15 protein-coding genes are annotated in these 14,881 nt (G+C 71.6%); 7 read left to right on the forward strand and 8 right to left on the reverse strand.

The genetic code is table 11. From position 1 onward, the window contains the following. Window positions 1-20: 20 nt before the first annotated feature. On the forward strand, window positions 21-446 hold the full coding sequence (locus tag AC060L_RS03145) for a winged helix-turn-helix transcriptional regulator (protein ID WP_483796827.1): 426 nt from the start codon (window positions 21-23) through the stop codon (window positions 444-446). Window positions 447-551: 105 nt separating this feature from the next. Here AC060L_RS03145 and AC060L_RS03150 read toward each other — a convergent pair whose 3' ends face one another. After that, window positions 552-1,916, reverse strand: a complete 1,365-nt coding sequence (locus tag AC060L_RS03150) for an HAD-IA family hydrolase (protein WP_483796828.1) — start codon at window positions 1,914-1,916, stop codon at window positions 552-554. Window positions 1,917-2,138: 222 nt separating this feature from the next. Here AC060L_RS03150 and AC060L_RS03155 point away from each other — a divergent pair, with 222 nt between their 5' ends. After that, window positions 2,139-2,468 (forward strand): DUF1330 domain-containing protein, encoded by a 330-nt coding sequence (locus tag AC060L_RS03155; protein WP_483796829.1) that lies wholly within the window; start codon window positions 2,139-2,141, stop codon window positions 2,466-2,468. Window positions 2,469-2,750: 282 nt separating this feature from the next. Next, window positions 2,751-4,007: a TolB family protein gene (locus tag AC060L_RS03160; protein WP_483796830.1), complete on the forward strand. Its 1,257-nt coding sequence runs from the start codon at window positions 2,751-2,753 to the stop codon at window positions 4,005-4,007. Between the two features lie 68 nt (window positions 4,008-4,075). Here the strand turns inward: AC060L_RS03160 and AC060L_RS03165 are convergent, their stop codons facing one another. Next, entirely contained in the window at window positions 4,076-4,663 is a 588-nt protein-coding gene (locus AC060L_RS03165) for a hypothetical protein (protein WP_483796831.1), read from the reverse strand. A 37-nt stretch (window positions 4,664-4,700) separates the two neighbouring features. Beyond that, window positions 4,701-6,275 carry a replicative DNA helicase gene (gene dnaB / locus AC060L_RS03170; RefSeq protein ID WP_483796832.1) on the reverse strand — a complete coding sequence of 525 codons (1,575 nt, stop codon included), beginning with the start codon at window positions 6,273-6,275 and terminating at the stop codon, window positions 4,701-4,703. A gap of 432 nt (window positions 6,276-6,707) precedes the next feature. On the opposite strand from dnaB, the gene AC060L_RS03175 reads away from it, so the two are divergent. Further along, window positions 6,708-8,036 carry an MATE family efflux transporter gene (locus tag AC060L_RS03175; RefSeq protein WP_483796833.1) on the forward strand — a complete coding sequence of 443 codons (1,329 nt, stop codon included), beginning with the start codon at window positions 6,708-6,710 and terminating at the stop codon, window positions 8,034-8,036. An 86-nt stretch (window positions 8,037-8,122) separates the two neighbouring features. On the opposite strand, the gene rplI is transcribed toward AC060L_RS03175, so the two are convergent. From rplI to rpsF, 4 genes are all read right to left on the reverse strand, one after another. Continuing rightward, complete coding sequence (gene rplI / locus AC060L_RS03180) at window positions 8,123-8,569, reverse strand: 50S ribosomal protein L9 (RefSeq protein WP_483796834.1); 447 nt, start codon at window positions 8,567-8,569, stop codon at window positions 8,123-8,125. Window positions 8,570-8,586: 17 nt separating this feature from the next. Further along, window positions 8,587-8,823: a 30S ribosomal protein S18 gene (rpsR, locus tag AC060L_RS03185; RefSeq protein WP_030304537.1), complete on the reverse strand. Its 237-nt coding sequence runs from the start codon at window positions 8,821-8,823 to the stop codon at window positions 8,587-8,589. A gap of 76 nt (window positions 8,824-8,899) precedes the next feature. Then, window positions 8,900-9,517, reverse strand: a complete 618-nt coding sequence (locus tag AC060L_RS03190; RefSeq protein ID WP_483796835.1) for a single-stranded DNA-binding protein — start codon at window positions 9,515-9,517, stop codon at window positions 8,900-8,902. Window positions 9,518-9,617: 100 nt separating this feature from the next. Beyond that, window positions 9,618-9,908: a 30S ribosomal protein S6 gene (rpsF, locus tag AC060L_RS03195; RefSeq protein WP_483796836.1), complete on the reverse strand. Its 291-nt coding sequence runs from the start codon at window positions 9,906-9,908 to the stop codon at window positions 9,618-9,620. 322 nt (window positions 9,909-10,230) lie between these two features. Here rpsF and AC060L_RS03200 point away from each other — a divergent pair, with 322 nt between their 5' ends. The 3 genes from AC060L_RS03200 to AC060L_RS03210 all read left to right on the forward strand — a co-directional run bounded on the left by AC060L_RS03200 (window position 10,231) and on the right by AC060L_RS03210 (window position 13,120). Then, a complete protein-coding gene (locus tag AC060L_RS03200) occupies window positions 10,231-10,539 on the forward strand; it encodes a hypothetical protein (protein WP_483796837.1) in 309 nt (102 codons plus the stop codon). Window positions 10,540-10,820: 281 nt separating this feature from the next. After that, the gene (locus AC060L_RS03205) at window positions 10,821-11,939 is read left to right on the forward strand and encodes a lipid II:glycine glycyltransferase FemX (protein WP_483796838.1); all 1,119 of its coding nucleotides are present in this window, start codon (window positions 10,821-10,823) and stop codon (window positions 11,937-11,939) included. 92 nt (window positions 11,940-12,031) lie between these two features. After that, on the forward strand, window positions 12,032-13,120 hold the full coding sequence (locus AC060L_RS03210; RefSeq protein ID WP_483796839.1) for an alanine racemase: 1,089 nt from the start codon (window positions 12,032-12,034) through the stop codon (window positions 13,118-13,120). A 30-nt stretch (window positions 13,121-13,150) separates the two neighbouring features. Here AC060L_RS03210 and AC060L_RS03215 read toward each other — a convergent pair whose 3' ends face one another. Then, window positions 13,151-14,761 carry a glycosyltransferase family 87 protein gene (locus AC060L_RS03215; protein WP_483796840.1) on the reverse strand — a complete coding sequence of 537 codons (1,611 nt, stop codon included), beginning with the start codon at window positions 14,759-14,761 and terminating at the stop codon, window positions 13,151-13,153. Window positions 14,762-14,881 lie beyond the last annotated feature (120 nt).

Below are 14,881 nucleotides of genomic sequence, written 5' to 3' on the forward strand. Positions count from 1 at the left end.
GCGGCGCGTACCCTTGACCCATGGCAGAGCTGGAGATGGACCCCTCGGTGCACGGCACAGCGACTGGGATCTCGGTGGGGGCAGCCGATGCGTCGGACCCCTGCACCGTCACGCCCACCGCGTGCCAGGCCGTCGACCTCGGGCTGACCAGGGTCTTCGCGCTGCTCGGCAAGCGCTGGTCCGGGCTGGTGATCGCGGTGCTGAGCAATGGCCCGGCCTACTTCTCCGAGCTGCGCCGGGCCATCCCCGGGATCAGCGAGCGCATGCTCTCCGACCGGCTCACCGAGCTGGCCGAGGCGGGCCTGGTGCTCCGCGAGGTCGACGAGGGCCCGCCGCTGCGGGTCAGCTACCGGCTGACCGGGGCCGGGCAGGGACTCACCCCGGCCCTGAACGAGCTGCGGCGCTGGGCCGGCGATCACCTGCCGGAGGGCGGGCCGGCCTGCTGACGGCTCCCGGCCGGCGCCTGCGCTCGTACCTGCGCTCCTACCTTCGTTCCTCCCTGCCTACGTTCCTCCCTGCCCTCCGTTCCCGCCCACCTGCCTCGGCTCCGCTCACGCCTCCCGGACGAACGCGAGCTCGGTCCACTGCACGCCGGCCCGCCCGTGCAGGTCCCCGCGCTCGTGCTGATGCACCAGCCGCAGGCCGGCCGCCGCGGCCTGGCCACGGACCTCCGCCGCCGGTACCTCGAACATCCGGCGGCCGGCCGGAACGGGCCCGCTGCGCACCGTCATCAGCAGCGTGCCGCCAGGCGCGAGCAGCGCCGCCACCACCGGCATCGCGGCCGCGCGCTCGGCGGCATCCAGGTGCATCCAGACGGCGGTCAGCAGGATCAGCTCGTACCGCTCCCCGGCGGCGGTGAGCCGGGGCAGCCCGGGCAGCGCGTCGTCCACCCAGGAGAGCGCGGTGTCGGCGTGCAACTGCGCGCCGAGCGCCCGTAGTTCGGCGGTCGGCTCGGCGGCGGTGACGGTGTGGCCGCGGCGGGCCAGCGCGGCGGCGTCCCGTCCGCTGCCGGCGCCGAGGTCGAGCACCCGGACCGGCGCGCCGGGCATCAGGTGCAGCGCGTGCGCGTGCACCTGCTCGAAGCTGACGCTCTCGTACTGCTCGGCCAGCGCCTGCGCATCCGCCGCGTACCCGGCCGTCCCGGGTACCGGTACGCCCGCTGCGACGCTCCCCCTGGCCTCGTTCTCCGGGGCCTCGCTCTCCAGAGCCTCGGCGCCCAGCTCCGCCAGGAGCCTCGGCAGCTCCCGCATCTCCTCGAAGACCCGCGCGCCCTCGTCCGCCAGCCACTGCCCCGGCGTCAGACCGCCCGCGTAGCCGAGCACCCGCATCCCCGCCGCCCGCGCGGCCCGCACCCCGTACTTGCTGTCCTCCACCACCACGCAGGCCTCGGGGCGCACCCCCATCCGCCGCGCCGCGTGCAGGAACAGGTCCGGAGCGGGCTTGCCCCGGCTGACCTCGGTGGCGCTGAAGATCCGACCGTCGAAGTAGTCGTACAGCCCGGTGCGCCCGAGCGTGTGACGCATCTTCTGGTGGCTGCCGCTGGACGCGACGCAGCTCGGCAGCCGCAGCTCCGCCAGTGCCTCGGGTATCCCGTCCACCGCGGTCAACTCCCGGTCCACCAGCTCGCGGTGCAGTTCGTCGAACCGCTCGCCCCAGCGCTGCGCCGCCTCGGCGCCCAGCCGCTCGGCGATCTGCTCGCCGATCGAGGCACCGGAACGGCCGACGAAGCGGTCCAGCACCTCCTCCTCGGTCAGCGGCCAGCCGAGCTCGGCGCCGACCCTGGCCTGCACCCGGACCGCGATCCGCTCGCTGTCCACCAGCACCCCGTCACAGTCGAAGACGACCAGCTCCACCGTGCCACCGCTGTCCATCGAATCCCCCGTACGTCGCTGCACGCCGTTCATCACTCCGGTCATCCACACATTCTGGCCAGCGCACCAGGACACCGGGGCAACAGGGCAACAGGGCAACCGGGCAACCGGGCAACAGGGCAACAGGGCAACAGGCACTCGGTCGGCCAGCGGGCACAGCACAGCGATCGGCCGCTGCCCGACTGATGGCTGACTGATTCGCCGCCCGACCGGCCCCCGTAGCGTCATGGATGTCAGAGAGCGCAGCCCCACGAACCGGAGGAAGCCATGACCGCCTACGCCATCGCCAACCTGCGCGAGGTCCAGTTCGGCCCCGCGATCATCGAGTACCTGGAGCGCGTCGACGCGACCCTCGACCCCTTCGGTGGCCGCTTCCTGGTCCACGGCAACCCGATCGACCTGCGCGAAGGCAGCTGGACCGGCGATCTGATCATCATCGAGTTCCCGGACCTCCCCCAGGCCCAGGCCTGGTACGACTCCCCCGCCTACCGGGAGATCCTGCCGCTGCGCACCGACCACGCGGTCGGCGAGGTCCTGCTGGTCGGCGGCGTCGCCCCGGGCTACCGGGGTGCGGACACGCTGGCCAAGCTGCTCTGAGCCACCGGCTCCGACAGGGGCGGCCGACCCGGCGTCGGCCAGGTCGGCGGCAGCAGGGGCAGCAGCGCCCGAAGCCCTGTTGCCCGTTGCCCTGTTGCCCCGTCGTGACAGTAGACGAACAGCACGCGGATTATCGGCTGACAAGCTTCTCTCATCGCAGAGAGCAAGCAGGCGCTGACACGGAAACGCAGGTCCGGGGGGACGGCAGGTCCGGGGGACGACAGGGCGGCTCAAGCGCGATCGCCAATCGCATCAGGGAACAGCCATCCCAGGGGGAACACCGTGGCAATTCGCCGCCGCAACACCGCTACCGCCATCGCGCTCACCGTCGCGCTGACCACCGGCTCCGCACTGCTGCTCACCGCCTGTGGCCCGGACGCCCCGAGCGCCCCGGCCGCCGCCGGCTCGGCGGCTCCGTCCAAGGCCCCGGTCACCGCCGTCAGCACCACCCCGGCCACCACGCCGCCGGCCGCCACGCAGCCGTCCACCGCTCCCAGCACCGCCGCCACGCCGACCGAGGCCCCGAGCGCCGCACCCACCGCCGCTGCCGGCGCACCGACGACCGCGGTCACCCAGCCGGCCGACGTGCCCGGCACGCCCGCTGCCAAGCCGCTCACCCCGTCCGTCCCGACGGTCCCGACCGTCTCGGCCAGGCCCGGTAGCGCGTCCACCGGCAAGTCCGTGCCGCCCGCCGCGCCCGTCCCGACCACTGCCCCCGCATCCGTGCCCGTGAACGGCACCGGGCACAGCTCACTGACCATCAGCAACGGCACCCAGTACGTCCTCATGAACGGCACCTCGGTCAACTTCGGCACCACCGTCCGCGACCTGACCTGGTCGCCGGACGGGAGCAAGGCCGCGTTCATCGACGGCTCCGGCAACCTCGACCTCACCAACCCGAACGGCAGCGGCCGGGTGACGGTGGCCAAGAACCCCGGTGGCCAGACCTGGTCGCACCCGACCTGGCAGGTCGCACCGGCCGTCGCGGGGGCCGGTGCGGCCAAGAACAACCTCGTCTTCACGGCCGGCCAGGGCGGCGCCGCCCGCCTGATGGTCGTGCCGGCCGGCGCCGTGGACGCAAGCCCGACCCAGCTGACGCTGGGCAACTACCCGGGCACGCAGCCGAACCCGACCACCGGCAACTCCTGGGCCAACGGCGGCGGCGAGGGCACCTACGGGGCGACCGTCTACCAGAACACCGACGGCAACGTCTACCTGCGCGACGACTACACCCGCCAGGTGGGCGGGGTGCTGACCCCGGGCTCCGAGCCCGCTCTGTCGCCCGACGGCGGCGAGGTCGTCTTCGTCCGCTCCACCGGCGGTCACGACCACCTCTTCGAGCGCAACCTGAACGCTCCGGGGGCCGCCAAGGACCTCACCCCGCACGCGACCACGGACTACACCGAGCCGGCCTGGTCGCCGGACGGCAAGACCATCGCCGCCCGGACCCCGCACGGCATCTCGACCCTGCCGGCCGACGGCTCCGCCGCGCCGACCCAGGTCTCGACCTACCCCGGCCTGCCCGCCTACCGGGGCTGAGACACCCCGCCACACCGCATCCCCGCAACCACTGCAACCCGGCTCGGCCGGGCGCTCCTGGACCTGGGTCAGCCGACCGGCCCGCCGAGCGCCCCGCCGAGCCGGTCCAGTTCGGCCCGCAGCTCGTCCAGGTGGGCGTCGGCCGTGTCGTGCGGCAGGAACTCCACCACGTCCACGAAGCGGAACAGCACCTGCGTGGTGGTGACCGCGAACTCGTAGTCCGCGAATCCCACCACCGCACCCATCGCCCCGCGCACCGCGCCACGGGCGACGTGCGCGGTCAGCTCGTCCTCCGGCCGCACGGCCGCCAGGCCGCGGCGGGCGTTCGGCCGGGCCAGGTAGGGGCACACCATCGAGGCGTAGAGCATGCACGCCCGGTGCCCCGGGCCCTCCAGGGTCGGCGCGAGGTTGCGGTAGGGGCGCCCGGCGGCCAGCGCGTCCGCTATTGCGGCGCTCTCGGCGGCGCCGACCACCCGCCAGACCGGGCCCTTGGGCATCAGCACGTTGCAGACCGAGCAGAGCCGGCCCCGGGCGCAGTCCGCGCTGCGCCCGTAGTCGGTCAGCGCGAACTGCGGTTCGTCGTGTTCCCACGGCGTGATCGCGGGCACGGGGTAGCCGCGCGGGTCGCGGGGCCTGCTCTGAACGGTCGTCGGCATCGGCACTGCATCGAATCGCACACCTATGCCTATCAGCTCAGTCCCGGGTCATGTCCACGAACCGCGAGTAATGGCCCTGGAAGGCCACCGTGATCGTGGCCGTCGGGCCGTTACGGTGCTTGGCCACGATCAGGTCGGCCTCGCCGGCCCGGGGCGACTCCTTCTCGTAGGCGTCCTCGCGGTGCAGCAGGATGACCATGTCGGCGTCCTGCTCGATCGAGCCGGACTCACGCAGGTCGGAGACCATCGGCTTCTTGTCGGTGCGCTGCTCCGGACCACGGTTCAGCTGGGACAACGCGATCACCGGGACCTCCAGCTCCTTGGCCAGCAGCTTGAGGTTCCGGGACATGTCCGAGACCTCCTGCTGGCGGCTCTCGGCCCGCCGCGAGCCGCCGGACTGCATCAGCTGGAGGTAGTCGATGACCACCAGCTTGAGGTCCTGGCGCTGCTTCAGGCGCCGGCACTTGGCCCGGATCTCCATCATCGACAGGTTCGGCGAGTCGTCGATGTAGAGCGGGGCGGCGGTGACGTCCGGCATCCGCCGCGCCACCCGGGTCCAGTCGTCGTCCGTCATGTTGCCGGAGCGCATGTGGTGCAGCGCGACCCGCGCCTCGGCGGAGAGCAGGCGCATGGCGATCTCGTTGCGCCCCATTTCGAGCGAGAAGATCACGCTCGGCAGGCCGTTGGTGATCGAGCAGGCGCGGGAGAAGTCCAGTGCGAGCGTCGACTTTCCCATCGCGGGGCGGGCCGCGATGACGATCATCTGACCGGGGTGCAGGCCGTTCGTCAGCGCGTCCAGGTCGGCGAAGCCGGTCGGCACGCCCGACATCTGGCCGGCCCGGGAGCCGATCGCCTCGATCTCGTCGAGCGCGCCCTCCATGATGTCGGCGAGCGGGGCGTAGTCCTCGCTGGTGCGCTGCTCGGTGACGGCGTAGATCTCGGCCTGGGCGGCGTTGACGATCTCGTCGACGTCGCCCTCGGCGGCGTAGCCCATGCCGGCGATCCGGGTGCCGGCCTCGACCAGGCGGCGCAGCACGGCCCGCTCGTGGACGATCTCGGCGTAGTACTCGGCGTTGGCGGCGGTCGGGACCGAGTTGACCAGGGTGTGCAGGTAGCCGGGACCGCCGACCCGGCTGAGCTCGCCGCGCTTGGTGAGCTCGCTGGCGACGGTGATCGGGTCGGCCGGCTCGCCGCGCGCGTAGAGGTCGAGGATCGCGCTGTGGACCAGCTCGTGGGCCGGCCGGTAGTAGTCGATCGGCTTGAGCACCTCGACCACGTCGGCGATGGCGTCCTTGGAGAGCATCATGCCGCCGAGCACGGACTGCTCGGCGGGGATGTCCTGCGGCGGGACCCGCTCGAAGCCCTCGACACCGCCGGAGCGGTCGCCGTCCCGGTCACCACCACGGTCGCCGTCGCGCTTGCGGAAGTCGCCCTTGCCGCCGCCGCCCTTGCCACCCTTGCCGCCCGCGGAGCCGTCGGAGCGGCTGCGGGAGACCGGGAGCCGGTCGCTGGGGCTGTCGGCCGGGAACGCGCCGAACGCGTCGTCGGACGGCTGCCAGTCGTCCTCCGGCGGCGGCGGGACGTCGTGGTCGTCGTACTGGGGGCCGGTCACGCGTCTTCCCCGATCAGCGAGTGGTGCGAGTGGTGCGGGTGCTGCGAGTACCGCCGGTGAGGCGAGTGCTGTGAACGGTCGGGACGGGCGGACGCGGCCATCACCGGGTCCACCTCCTTCTTACGCCAGGTTGCCGACAAGCCGGGGCCGGTGGCGGTGCGGCGCGTCGGATGAGCGACCACGCTAAAGGTCGGGCGGGCCTGACACCAAAGAAATCGGGGCCGGTTATCCACAGGCTGTGTGGACGAACACGCCTTCGCTGTGGACAACTGCCCGAAACCTGTGCACAAGCTTGTGGAAGATCCTGTGGATAACCACACGATCGACCCAGTGTCAACTCGCTGACCTGCAACAACACTTTCCACCGGCTGTGCATGAGAAATTTTTCACACCCTGCGGACGGCCCACCTGTGGATGGTTACGGTGGCCCCCATGACCTCGACCCGCACCGAACGCCGCCGCCAGGACCGGGACATCCTCGCACTCGCGGTACCGGCCTTCGGCGCACTGGTCGCCGAACCGCTCTTCCTGCTCGCCGACTCCGCGATCGTCGGCCACCTCGGCACCGCCCAACTGGCCGGCCTCGGCGTGGCCGGCACCGCGCTCGCCACGCTCACCGGGGTCTTCGTCTTCCTCGCGTACGCGACCACCGCCGCGGTCGCCCGCCGGATCGGCGCCGGGGACCGCCGTGCGGCCGTCCAGCAGGGCATCGACGGCGTCTGGCTGGCGCTGCTGCTCTCCCTCCCCGTGGTGCTGCTGGCGCTGCTGCTGGCGCCCGCCGTGGCCGATCTGCTCGGCGCCTCGGCCACCGCCGCGCCGTACGCCGTGACGTACCTGCGGATCAGCGCGCTGGGCATCCCGGCGATGCTGGTCGTGCTGGCCGCGACCGGTGTGCTGCGCGGACTGCAGGACACCCGCACCCCGCTCGCGGTCGCCGTCGGCGGCTTCTCCGCGAACATCGCGCTCAACCTCGGCCTGGTCTACGGCGCCGGCCTCGGCGTGGCCGGCTCGGCCTGGGGCACGGTGCTGGCGCAGAACGCGATGGCCGCCGTCTACCTGACCGTGGTGGTCCGCGGCGCCCGCCGGGAGCGGGCCGGCCTGCGCCCGGACCCGGCCGGGATCCGGGCCTGCGCACGGGCCGGCGGGCCGCTGGTGGTCCGCACCCTGAGCCTGCGCGCGGTGCTCGTGCTGGCCACCGCGGTGGCCGCCCGGCTCGGCGACCAGCAGGTCGCGGCGCACCAGATCGCGATGTCGCTGTGGGGCTTCCTGGCGTACGCGCTGGATGCGATAGCCATCGCCGGGCAGGCGATCATCGGCCGCCACCTGGGTGCCGGGGACCGGGCGGGGGCCCGGGCGGCGACCCGGCGGATGGTCGAGTGGGGCATCGGCTCCGGCGTCCTGCTCGGCGTGCTGCTGCTGGCCGCCCGGCCGCTGTACGTGCCGCTCTTCACGCCGGATCCGGACGTGCGCCGGCAGCTCGCCGCGGTGCTGCTGCTGGTCGCGCTGACCCAGCCGGTGGCCGGGCTGGTCTTCGTGCTGGACGGCGTGCTGATGGGCGCCGGTGACGGCCCCTACCTGGCCTGGGCGATGCTCGCGACCTTCGCGGTCTTCGCGCCGGTCGCGCTGGCGGTCCCGGCGGCGGGCTGGGGGCTGGCCGGGCTCTGGTGGGCGATGAACCTGGTGATGCTGGTCCGCGGCGGCTTCCTGCTCGGCCGGGTGCGCACCGGCCGCTGGCTGGTGACCGGCGCCGTCCGGGCCTGAAGCCCACGAGCCGGAGAGAGCCGAAAACCCGAGGACCGGGCCCTCCCCGAAGGGAGGACCCGGCCCTCAGTGACCGACTACCGCGTTCAGGCGGAGACGACGGCGACGTTCAGGTCGGCCGTGACATCGGCGTGCAGCTTGACCGAGACCTTGTGGGTGCCCACGGTCTTGATCGGCGAAGCGATCGTGACAGCGCGCTTGTCCACAGCCGGGCCACCGGCGGCCTTGACGGCCTCGACGACGTCAGCCTGGGTCACCGAGCCGAACAGGCGGCCGGCCTCGCCGGAGCGAACGGCCAGCTTGACCTGCAGACCCTCGAGCTTGCCCTTGAACTCGTTGGCAGCCTCGATGGTCTGGATCTCGTGGATCTTGCGGGCGCGACGGATCGCGTCAACGTCCTTCTGGCCGCCCTTGGTCCAGCGGATGGCAAAGCCACGCGGAACCAGGAAGTTGCGGGCGTAGCCGTCCTTGACCTCGACGACCTCGCCGGCGCCACCCAGGCCAGAGACCTCGTGCGTGAGGATGATCTTCATTCTTCGGTCACCCTCTCTTAGCGCGCGGTGCTGGTGTAGGGCAGCAGCGCCATCTCACGGCTGTTCTTCACGGCCGTGGCGACGTCACGCTGGTGCTGGGTGCAGTTGCCGGTCACCCGGCGGGCACGGATCTTCCCGCGGTCGGAGATGAACTTCCGAAGCAGGTTCGTGTCCTTGTAGTCAACGTAGTTGACCTTGTCCTTGCAGAAGACGCAAACCTTCTTCTTCGGCTTGCGAGCAGGCGGCTTCGCCATGGTGTGCTCCAAATGAGGATCACGATCCGAGGCCGTACCGAGTACGGGCCCCGGGTCGCACGAAATCTTTCAGCTCTTAGAACGGAGGCTCTTCCGAGAAGCCGCCACCGGACGGGGCACCCCAGCCGCCGCCACCCTGGTTTCCACCAGAGGGAGCGCTGGACGCCCAGGGGTCGTCGGCCGGGCCGGACTGGCCGCCGGCACCGGAGTTTCCACCCCAGTTGCCGCCGCCCTGCTGGCCGCCACCGCCGCCCCAGCCGCCACCCTGGCCGCCGCCACCCTGCTGCTGGCCGCCGCCGAAGCCGCCGCCACCACCAGGACCGCCGGCCCGGTTGGCCCGGGTCACCTTCGCGGTCGCCGAGCGCAGGCTCGGGCCCACCTCGTCGACCTCGACCTCGAAGACCGTCCGCTTCTCGCCTTCCTTGGTCTCGTAAGACCGCTGGCGCAGTCGGCCCTGCACGATGACGCGCATGCCGCGCTGCAGCGATTCGGCCACGTTCTCCGCCGGCTGACGCCAGACGTTGCACGTGAGGAAGAGGCTCTCGCCGTCCTTCCACTCGTTCGTCTGACGGTCAAAGGTGCGGGGAGTGGACGCGATGCGGAACTTCGCGACCGCCGCACCCGAGGGGGTGAAGCGCAGCTCGGGGTCGTCGACGAGATTGCCGACGAGGGTGATGACGGTCTCGCCTGCCATGGCGTGCTGACCTCTCGGGAGGAGGAGTTCCGTTCAGCGATGTTTCACGTGAAACATCGGACGCGAGCCACCAAGACCCACGGGGGGTCTCAGCAGTGACTCAGTGGGTGTCCGGGCGCAGGACCTTGGTCCGCAGAACCGACTCGCTCAGAGACATCTGGCGGTCCAGCTCCTTGACGACCTCGGGCGTGGCCTTCAGGTCGATGACCGTGTAGATGCCCTCGGGCTGCTTCTTGATCTCGTACGACAGGCGACGACGGCCCCAGGTGTCGACCTTCTCAACAGTGCCGCCGCCGTTGCGGACGACATTGAGGAAGTTCTCGATCAGGGGGGAGACAGCGCGCTCCTCGACCGAGGGGTCGAGGATGACCATCACCTCGTAGTGACGCATGGGTAACCCACCTCCTTTGGACTCAGCGGCCACGGTCTCTCCGTGGCAGGAGGGTTGTGCAGCGTCGGCACTGGTGCTCAATGCCGGGCCCGGTTCCACCGTAGTGGTCGGCGCCGACAATGCGGCCTGTTCAACCCCTCGCGGGGCGGCCGCCCGCAAACGGACAGCAAGAGGCACAAGTACACCAGTGCAGACCGCACAGCCTACCTGCACCCGGACGGCCGAACAAAACGCCCATCGATTGCCCCCGGGTCTCAGACGGCGCAATCTGGGCAGAACGGGTAGCACGCGCAACTCTCGCCCTCCGCAGGAGGTGGGTTCCATGGCACAGACCATCCGCCGATTCCCCGCTCTCACCCTCAACACCGACGGCCACGCACACCCCAGGGAGAACACCCTGGTCGGGCTGACCGTGATCCTCGGCCTGGTGGCCTTCAGCACCTCGTTCGTGCACAGCTGGCACTTGCTGAGCTCGTGGACCGGCCTCGCCGGGATCATCACCGGGCTGTGGGCGCAGTTCATCTCGGTCACCACGGCCGAGCGGTTCGTGATCGTGATCGCCCTCGCGATGGCAACCTTCGGATTCGGCGTCGGCCTGGCGCACGGCGGCCTCTTCGGCGGGGTCTCCTGACCGGCCCGGCTCCCCGTGGACGGCGCTCGCCCACCGGGCGGGCGCCGTCCGTCGCACCGGGCGCCCGGCAGGCCCGCAGCCCGGGCGCCGCACGCCCTAGGGTTCCGTCGACGGCGCCGAGTCCGAGCAGGGCCGAAAACGGACCATTCGGACGATAGGGTCAGACCAGTCGAAGTCATCAGGAAGTCCCCCCAGCGAATCACCCCGGCGAGTCACCCGCAGCAAGCCACCCGAGCACCAGCCGAAGCACCGCCAAGCGACAGCCAAGGAGCACCCCGAGCATGAGCCTGCGTCTGAGGACGATCACCCGCGAGGAGCACCTCGCCTTCGTTCGGAGCCTGCCGTCGGCCAGCCACATGCAGCTGCCGTCCTGGGGAGAGCTGAAGTCCGAGTGGCGCAGCGAGTCGATCGGCTGGGTGGACGCCTCGGGCACAGTGGTCGGGGTCGGGCTGGTGCTGTACCGGCAGCTGCCGAAGCTGAAGCGCTACCTGGCGTACCTGCCGGAGGGCCCGGTGATCGACTGGTTCGACCCGGACCTCGACCGGTGGCTGCAGCCGATGCTCGCGCACCTGAAGGCGCAGGGCGCGTTCTCGGTGAAGATGGGCCCGCCGGTGGTGATCCGCCGCTGGGAGGCGGCCACCATCAAGGAGGCGATCGCCGGCAAGCACGCCAAGCGGCTGCGCGACATCGATCCCGACTGGTACGAACCGCGGGCCTTCGAGGCGGCCGACCGGCTGCGGCGTTCGGGCTGGCTGCAGGGCGACGACGGCGGCGCAGGCTTCGGCGACGTGCAGCCGCGCTACGTCTTCCAGGTGCCGCTGGCGAACCGCTCGCTGGACGACCTGCAGCGCGGCTTCAACCAGCTGTGGCGGCGCAACATCAAGAAGGCCGAGAAGAGCGGCGTCGAGGTGGTCCAGGGCGGCTACGACGACCTGCCCGTCTTCCACCGGCTGTACGTGGTCACCGCCGAGCGGGACCGCTTCACCCCCCGCCCGCTCTCCTACTTCCAGCGCATGTGGACCACGCTGACCGCCGAGGACCCCAACCGGATGCGGCTCTACCTGGCCTACCACGAGGGCGAGCCGCTGGCCGGGACCACGATGCTGACCGTCGGCGAGCACGTCTGGTACTCCTACGGCGCCTCGGCCGACCACAAGCGCGAGGTCAAGCCGTCCAACGCGGTGCAGTGGCGGATGATGCGCGACGCGTACGCGCTCGGCGCGGCGCGCTACGACCTGCGCGGGATCAGCGACACCCTGGACGAGGACGACCCGCTCTACGGACTGATCCAGTTCAAGCTGGGCACCGGCGGCCAGGCGGCCGAGTACCTGGGCGAGTGGGACTTCCCGCTGAACAAGCTGCTGCACAGGGCACTGGATCTCTACATGTCACGCCGCTGACCGACCCGCAGAACCGCTTCACCCCGCGACACCGCTCCACCTCGCACCGCCTCCCCCGGCCCGCCGGCCGGGGGGACTTCCAGGAGAGCTCGATGACCCTTTCGCTGTCCGTGGACACCGACCGCTGGCGGACCCATCAGCGTGCGCTGCTGGCCGAGTTCCCGGGGCTGGTCCCGGTGGCCAAGGGCAACGGCTACGGCCTGGGCAACCACCAGCTGGCCCAGGAGGCCGAGCTGCTGGGCAGCGGCCTGCTGGCGGTCGGCACCGTCGACGAGGCCGCCGAGGCGCTCGACGCCTTTGCGCGCGACGTGCTCGTGCTGACCCCGCACCGCCCCGGCCAGGACGCTCCCGAGCTGCCCGCCACGGGGGCACCCCCGGCCGAAGGCTGGGGGAGGATCATCCGCACCGCCGCAAGCATCGACGCGCTGACGGCGCTGGCCGGAACCGCCGGCTCCGCCGGCGTGGGCAGCGCGCGGGTCGTGGTGGAGTGCATGACGAGCATGCGCCGGCACGGCATCGGCGTCGCCGAGCTGGCGCACCTCGGTGCGGCACTCGGCGACCTGCGTTTCGAGGGCTTCGCGCTGCACCTGCCGCTGGACCGCCCCGACGGCAGCGACTCGGTCGAGGAGGTCGCCGGCTGGCTCACCGCGATCGCGAACGCCGGGCTGCCGACCGACACCGTCTACCTCAGCCACCTGGGCGCGGCCGGGGTCGCCACGCTCGAACAGCGCTACCCGGGGACCACCTTCCGGTCCCGGATCGGCACCCGGCTCTGGCTCGGCGACATCGGCGCGCTCCAGGCCCGGGCGACCGTGCTGGACGTCACCCCGGTCGCACGCGGCGAGCGCTACGGCTACCGCCAGCACAAGGCGCCGTCCGACGGGCACCTGCTGGTGCTGGCCGGCGGCACCGCGCACGGCATCGGCCTGGAGGCCCCGAAATACGTGCACGGGTTGCTCCCGCGCGCGAAGGGCATCGCCCGGGCCGGCTTGGCGAGCGTCAACCGCACGCTCTCGCCGTACCAGTGGGAGGGCCGTCAGCTCTGGTTCGCCGAGCCACCGCACATGCAGGTCAGCATTCTCTTCCTGCCCGGCGGCAGCAAGCCGCCGGTGGTCGGCGACGAACTGTCCGTCAACGTCCGGCACACCACGACGCACTTCGACCGGGTGACGGACCGCTAGGTGTTCTGACCCGACGCGCCGCGGGGCCGGTCAGCCCTGCAGCGCGTCCGGCGCGTCGGGCACGTCCGGCACGTCCTCGGCACCCAGCGGCCGCTCGTCGGCCAGCCACTCCCCGGCGGCCGGGGCGTAGGCCGCGTACGTCGCCTCCTCGCGCAGCCGGCGGGCCGCACCGAGCACGAAGACGTCCGGCGCCAGGTCGAGCACGCCGCCCGACGGGTCGTCACTGCCGTCCCAGCGGACCGGGTCGCGATCCGGCCGCAGGATGTCGCGGACCACCATGGCGCACAGGTAGAGCGTGCCGACCAGGTGCAGGATCACCGCGAAGTGGTACCAGTCCTGGCCGATGCCGTGCTGCTTGGAGTCGCCGCTGTAGGCCAGGTAGGACCAGATGCCGAGGAAGTACAGCACCTCGCAGGCCTGCCAGATCAGGAAGTCCCGCCAGCGCGGGCGGGCCAGCACCGCGAGCGGAATCAGCCAGAGCACGTACTGCGGCGAGTAGACCTTGTTGGTGACCACGAACGCGGCCACCACCAGGAAGACCAGCTGCGCGTAGCGCGGCCGGCGCGGAGCAGCCAGCGCGAGCCAGCCGACGGCCAGGCAGCTGGCCACCAGCAGCGCGGCGATCCAGGTGTTGAGGCTGGCCAGCGAGGCGTTGCGGTCCTGCATCAGGATCATCCAGAAGGACCCGAAGTCCTCCTTGCGGGTCTGGCTGAAGGTGTAGAACGTCGCCCAGCCGTCGAAGCTGGCGATCATGATGGGCACGTTCACCAGCAGCCAGGCACCGGCGGCGCCGCCGGTCGCCTGCCAGAAGGCCCGCCAGCGGCCGGCCCGCCAGCAGAGCACCACCAGTGGGCCGAGCAGCAGCAGCGGGTAGAGCTTCGCCGCGGTGGCCAGACCGATGAACACACCGGCCCAGACCGGCCGGCTCTTCGACCAGTACGCCATCGCGACCGCGGTCAGCGCGACCGCGAGCAGGTCCCAGTTGATCGTGGAGTCCAGCGCCAGGCAGGGGGCCAGCGCGAAGAGCAGCGCGTCCCACGGACGGCGGCGGTGGGTGCGGGTGAGCGCGATCACGGTGACCACCGCGCAGATCATCAGCATTCCGGCGTTGATCATCCAGAACCACCGCTCGCGGTCCTGGATCAGCCCGCCGGTGGGGGTCAGCCAGCCGGCGATCTGCATGAACAGACCCGTCAGCACCGGGTACTCCAGGAACTTCATGTCCGGAGTGGGCATCGGGATCTGGTCGAGATACGGGTGCAGACCGGCCGCGAAGCCGCGCGCCGAGTACAGGTGCGGGATGTCGCTGTAGCAGGCGTGGGTGTACTGCGCGGTCGCGCCGAAGAACCAGCCGCTGGTGTAGCAGGGCAGCTTCTGCACCATGCCGAGCACCGAGGTGACGATGGTGACCAGCGCCAGGAACCGGGCCGGGACCCACCACGAGACACCGAGCAGCGCCCGGCGCCCGGGCGGGCCGCCCATGAACTCGCTGCCGGCCGCCGCGACCGGGTCCTCGTCCGCGGGGACGACCACGGTGTTGGGCTGCGGGCCCTCGGCCACGGCCACCGGGGCCCCGGCTCCGGGCTCGCCGGCGGGCCGGTCCTCGGTCCCGGTGGATTCGTCACGCGCGCTCGACGTCATGGCGCACATACTGCCGCACCGGGACCGGTCGAACGAGGACTACCCCGGGAACGGCCGTGGGGGGGGGGGGGGGGGGGTGGGGGGTGGTGTAATGGGTTGTTTTCGTGGTGTTTCCGTTTT

The organism is Kitasatospora sp. NEAU-69 (assembly GCF_057158765.1).

What these genes read in the sequence shown, in the direction of transcription:
- AC060L_RS03150 (WP_483796828.1), bottom strand. Translation starts at nt 1,916, where the DNA reads ATGACCGGAGTGATGAACGGCGTGCAGCGACGTACGGGGGATTCGATG.
- AC060L_RS03175 (WP_483796833.1), top strand. Translation starts at nt 6,708, where the DNA reads ATGACCTCGACCCGCACCGAACGCCGCCGCCAGGACCGGGACATCCTC.
- rplI (WP_483796834.1), bottom strand. Translation starts at nt 8,569, where the DNA reads ATGAAGATCATCCTCACGCACGAGGTCTCTGGCCTGGGTGGCGCCGGC.
- AC060L_RS03205 (WP_483796838.1), top strand. Translation starts at nt 10,821, where the DNA reads ATGAGCCTGCGTCTGAGGACGATCACCCGCGAGGAGCACCTCGCCTTC.
- AC060L_RS03200 (WP_483796837.1), top strand. Translation starts at nt 10,231, where the DNA reads ATGGCACAGACCATCCGCCGATTCCCCGCTCTCACCCTCAACACCGAC.
- AC060L_RS03165 (WP_483796831.1), bottom strand. Translation starts at nt 4,663, where the DNA reads ATGCCGACGACCGTTCAGAGCAGGCCCCGCGACCCGCGCGGCTACCCC.
- AC060L_RS03155 (WP_483796829.1), top strand. Translation starts at nt 2,139, where the DNA reads ATGACCGCCTACGCCATCGCCAACCTGCGCGAGGTCCAGTTCGGCCCC.
- AC060L_RS03210 (WP_483796839.1), top strand. Translation starts at nt 12,032, where the DNA reads ATGACCCTTTCGCTGTCCGTGGACACCGACCGCTGGCGGACCCATCAG.
- rpsR (WP_030304537.1), bottom strand. Translation starts at nt 8,823, where the DNA reads ATGGCGAAGCCGCCTGCTCGCAAGCCGAAGAAGAAGGTTTGCGTCTTC.
- AC060L_RS03215 (WP_483796840.1), bottom strand. Translation starts at nt 14,761, where the DNA reads ATGACGTCGAGCGCGCGTGACGAATCCACCGGGACCGAGGACCGGCCC.
- rpsF (WP_483796836.1), bottom strand. Translation starts at nt 9,908, where the DNA reads ATGCGTCACTACGAGGTGATGGTCATCCTCGACCCCTCGGTCGAGGAG.
- AC060L_RS03190 (WP_483796835.1), bottom strand. Translation starts at nt 9,517, where the DNA reads ATGGCAGGCGAGACCGTCATCACCCTCGTCGGCAATCTCGTCGACGAC.
- AC060L_RS03145 (WP_483796827.1), top strand. Translation starts at nt 21, where the DNA reads ATGGCAGAGCTGGAGATGGACCCCTCGGTGCACGGCACAGCGACTGGG.